Origin of the sequence: Bacteroides sp. An269 (assembly GCF_002159755.1) — a bacterium.
Taxonomy (GTDB): domain Bacteria; phylum Bacteroidota; class Bacteroidia; order Bacteroidales; family Bacteroidaceae; genus Phocaeicola; species Phocaeicola intestinalis.
Genome location: NZ_NFJG01000188.1, coordinates 1 through 4,231, shown reverse-complemented (window position 1 = coordinate 4,231; position 4,231 = coordinate 1). Strand labels below are relative to the sequence as shown.

Below are 4,231 nucleotides of genomic sequence, written 5' to 3'. Positions count from 1 at the left end.
CCGGATGACCCTGATTCCGGGCTTCCACCGCCTTCCTCCGCCCTTTCCGCTACGCTCCAAGGACGGAGGAAGGCGGTGGCGGAGTTGCACTTCTAACTTGACGGTGGGGTTACGATTCCATTCACCCCATTCAGAAAGAAGGGTGTCATAATAGTTATAGATACAATTAATGTTATATTTCATAACTTTCTAAGCATTATAACGTGTTCATACTCTATTTTACTATTTTTCTTGTTTCTAGGAATAGATGTTCGATGGTCTTTTATTACATACTTATAATAACCGAAGCTTTCGTATCCCACTTCTATTGCTAATTGTTGAATAATTTCATGGGTTGGTATTTCTACTCCTTTTATAGTGTTATCTCCAATTATAACATGGTATTCCCCATGTTTTTTTAAGACATTATGTACACATGCGAGGTTTTTATACATGTCATTAAAATATGCTTGGCATGTTAATGCTCTCAGCTTATCCCTATCGACAATTTTGTCAAAATATGGTGTAAAATATTCTTTTACCACTTCAGAAATCTCTTGGGTACGTCTTCTTTCATGTCCAACTTGTTTCTCTCTTAATCTATTTGCAATATTATTGTCAATTGTTCCACAGAATGCACTTTCCACCTTAATACAACGAGTGTAATCTAATGCATTTATGTATGGTGGGGAAGAAATAGCAATATCTATAATGGGGCTTTCTAATAGAAAATCTGTCGCATCATCACCAATCCAGTTAATCCTTCTATTTGCTTTTTTTGAAGACAACATTTCTTGCATAGCAACAAAATGTACATTAAAGCTGTACATGAAGGAAGACTCAACATCTTTTGTCTCTTTCGGATACTTTGTTGAAATATAAGGCTTCAATGACTGTCTTTCCATTAATGATACAGGCTTAATTGCATCTGCATAAGTCACCATAAAAAAAGGCCGATATTTCTTTGGAGCAATAGATATTATGGCAGATTTCAATTTCAGTAAATTCGATAAGTCTTCTTTCTTAAACCAGCGTTTTATACCTGATAGATTAGGAACCTCTGCCTCTTCAAACGTTTTCCAATCGCTAATTAATGATGCCTGTACCTCATTTATCTCATTCAGTTCACTTTTGCTGAATATGGTTGAACTTACTTCTGCCACCATTCTGGCAAACGGGTCCATCTCTAATCCATAAGGATTATTTCCACTAATAACAGTTTCTACAGCAGTTGTACCACTCCCCATGAAAGGATCAAGAACGTTCATGTGTTTCTTGCCAATTGAAGCAAGGATGGCACGGGGTACCAAAAAAATGCTTCTTGCAGGATATCTATTGTATATTCTGTTCCCATATTCTTTAACATTTCTAGAAGAGGGAAAAGAGATTTCTTCCCCCCAGCCCAGTCTATACGGATTATATAAATCGATTTCTATTTTGTTTCTCCTATCCATTTGAGTACTACTAAACTTTCACGAACATATTTTTTTTCATAATCTGATAATAATATCATTTGTTGAGATGATGCTATTACCTTTCTATATACCTTAATATTAATGCATTTATAGCCTAATTCTTCTGCCTGCCTTGCAAGAATAACATCTGTTGCTATTGGAGTCCCACCATAGACGGAATTACCAACGACAATGCCGACGGTGGCTCCTTCATTAAGATTCTTTGAAAGATTAAAAAGAAATTTACCCATATCAGAAAAATAACCTTTTAACATGGGAATAATATTGTTACTCCATAAATCTTTCTTTTCAAGAATTGGCACAATCAAATTGTTTATAATATCAGTCCCATAGGTCTCATTTCGTGGGTTCCACCGATAGTGGACATGACTTATTACAGATTTGTCTCTAAACAGTTTTTGATCTTCTTTTGTAGTAAAAAAACCTCCAACCCATAATTCAGTTAGATAGACCTTGCTATAATCAAAACAATTCGCATACGGAGGAGATGTTAATACAATGTCTGCTTTTGAAGGTAGAGCATACCCCTCAAGGTTACTTTGATAAAAGATAGTTGTTTCGCCTTTAAGATTTGTGTTCTTAATATCGCCAATGTACATCGATAATCTTCCAACCAATTTCTCCTTTAGAGCGCTAAATGACAGCGGTTTTGGAAGCATTCTTTTTTTCTTAACACCATTACCATTTTTGTGATGCGTTGATATTTCTTCTATTAGGGACAAAAGGGCCAAGGAAAACAAATTCCGAACAGTTTCATCACCTCTTTTTGAAATATAACTTTTAATTTGTAGTAGAGAATTCCACGTTGTTTCATCAAAATATTTAACAATCGTTTTATTGTCAATCGACAAGGTTATTGGCCACTTCTCAATCGACTCAAATAAATTGATTTCATTAACGAAGTGCTCTACCTCGATGTCAGAGTAATGCCTTGTTTTAACAGTAGATGCAAAAATGCCTAATGGATTGACATCCATAAGATATGCATTGTACCCCATTTTATTAGCTTCAAGTCCTGTCGTTCCGACTCCACCAAAGGGATCGAAAATAATATCTTCTGAAGATCTTGAATATTTTGAAACGAATTCATTCACGAAGGATGGAGAGAAGCCTTCTTTATATCCATACCATCTATGAATTGGCGTTCTTAATGATTCGTTAAAATTGACGGGTGTATCATAAGTACCAATGGTAAGTCCCATTGGATTATATTTGTTTTCAAGAGCTTGATAGACATCCATCAAACGCGCTTTTAGTATTTTATTTTCTTGCGTCATTGCTAAGACGTTATGTAATTCTATTCCATTTTGTTATCTGTCAGCAAGTCCTTCATATTGACATTTAGAACTTTTGCAATCTTATTTAATGTTTGAAGGTCTGGCTGTGATGCATTTGAGCACCATCGGCTTATGGTTGTAGTGCTAACGCCAAGTTGCTCTGCAAGCCATTTACCAGTTTTCTTCTGCTCAACCAGTACCACCTTTAATCGATTCAAATCGTCCATTGTAATTTTATTTAAGTTCAATGCAAAGGTATTAACATTTTTCGGAATAGCCATTATAGGCTTTTTTTTTATGCTTCTATAACGAATCGCATATAGCAAATCAGATTTGCAATCGTTTATTACTATGTGTATTGTATATAGAAATTGAGTTCTACCCCCCTATTGTATCACTTACCGCCATAACTTTATTTGATAATTTATAATTCTTTATTTATTATGACAATTTTATCCAATTTATCAAAAGTAGTATCAATAAACGTGCGGCTTATTATTTTGGTTGTACGGATTGGTTGAATGCCATCATATTGTTTACGAAAGTATTGCGGTTCAAAAGCAAGATGAAGGTAATAGACCTCTGTATCTCCCTCCATTTGCTTCGCTTCCTTTGACATGATGGTTCTGACCCTAATTATCTTATAGGTATCACGAATACCTTCTCCTTTAAAATAAGGCATGAAGTAATGTAGATTTTGCAAAGCAATAGTTGTGGGGATATGTGATATAAGGTGGCATTACCATCCTTGAAACTTTGCAAATAACCTTTATGGCTACTGTTTGTAATAAGGCCTATAAGCACTCGATTATAGACTTCTACAAATGTCCCTTTTTGTGGTATTACCTTGGATATAGTCTCATGAGACTTCATACTGAGCAGTTCTTCTATAAAGTTCTCCAAAAGTAATCGGTTATGTGTGTCTTTCGGACGGAGTGGAAATGCACCGGTATTTACCTCATCTATATAGTCTTGCGGAACTTAGATACGGCAACATCAGTAGGTTCACCATTGCCTGGGAAAAGAATATATCCTCCTATAACTTCTTTTTTCAATGTATCCAATTGGGTGGTCCTTGTAATAGATTGTATCACGATATCTGTGTGTTTGGTTAATCGCATCTTCGGGTGGAACATCAACGCCATTTCTGTCTTTTCCATCAATACGATACTTCGCATCAAATGGATATGTCATTATCATGCCTTCCTGCAAATCGTTCTTGGTAAGCTGCAGTATAATGTCCGGTTTCTAAGGTACGGTTGGTACTACCAAATCTGTTATGCCAACAGAGCTATTTTCATTTTCCGAACTTTTTTTTTGGGGGGGGGTATAGATGAGTTCCGCCAACTCTACATTGTTTTATTTTAGGCATTTGTACCTATTAAATTAAATATTCAAGTTTCGCAAGTTAATAGATAACCTTCTTCTTGGGATATAAAAGAGGCACAGGGATTTCCGCATATCGCAGAAAATGAGTAATTTTATAGTTGCAAATCAAAA

6 protein-coding genes are annotated in these 4,231 nt (G+C 35.5%); all 6 read right to left on the bottom strand.

Annotated elements, in window-relative coordinates:
* Positions 1–183 (bottom strand): hypothetical protein (locus B5F71_RS19980; RefSeq protein WP_143269945.1); only part of this gene is annotated, 183 nt, incomplete at its 3' end.
* Entirely contained in the window at positions 180–1,433 is a 1,254-nt protein-coding gene (locus B5F71_RS18890; protein WP_087213418.1) for a hypothetical protein, read from the bottom strand. The genes B5F71_RS19980 and B5F71_RS18890, both read right to left, overlap by 4 nt.
* Positions 1,412–2,731 (bottom strand): hypothetical protein, encoded by a 1,320-nt coding sequence (locus B5F71_RS18885; protein WP_087213415.1) that lies wholly within the window; start codon positions 2,729–2,731, stop codon positions 1,412–1,414. Before B5F71_RS18885 ends, B5F71_RS18890 begins: the two co-directional genes overlap by 22 nt.
* Positions 2,732–2,751: 20 nt before the next feature.
* A complete protein-coding gene (locus B5F71_RS18880; protein WP_087213421.1) occupies positions 2,752–2,958 on the bottom strand; it encodes a helix-turn-helix transcriptional regulator in 207 nt (68 codons plus the stop codon).
* A gap of 197 nt (positions 2,959–3,155) precedes the next feature.
* The gene (locus B5F71_RS21230; RefSeq protein WP_343285814.1) at positions 3,156–3,413 is read right to left on the bottom strand and encodes a hypothetical protein; all 258 of its coding nucleotides are present in this window, start codon (positions 3,411–3,413) and stop codon (positions 3,156–3,158) included.
* A gap of 323 nt (positions 3,414–3,736) precedes the next feature.
* Entirely contained in the window at positions 3,737–3,925 is a 189-nt protein-coding gene (locus B5F71_RS21225) for a nuclease domain-containing protein (RefSeq protein WP_343285815.1), read from the bottom strand.
* Between the last annotated feature and the right edge of the window lie 306 nt (positions 3,926–4,231).

Coding starts and splice junctions, on each gene's coding strand:
- B5F71_RS18890 (WP_087213418.1), bottom strand. CDS start 1,433: ATGGATAGGAGAAACAAAATAGAAATCGATTTATATAATCCGTATAGA.
- B5F71_RS18885 (WP_087213415.1), bottom strand. CDS start 2,731: ATGACGCAAGAAAATAAAATACTAAAAGCGCGTTTGATGGATGTCTAT.
- B5F71_RS18880 (WP_087213421.1), bottom strand. CDS start 2,958: ATGGACGATTTGAATCGATTAAAGGTGGTACTGGTTGAGCAGAAGAAA.
- B5F71_RS21230 (WP_343285814.1), bottom strand. CDS start 3,413: ATGCCTTATTTTAAAGGAGAAGGTATTCGTGATACCTATAAGATAATT.
- B5F71_RS21225 (WP_343285815.1), bottom strand. CDS start 3,925: ATGACATATCCATTTGATGCGAAGTATCGTATTGATGGAAAAGACAGA.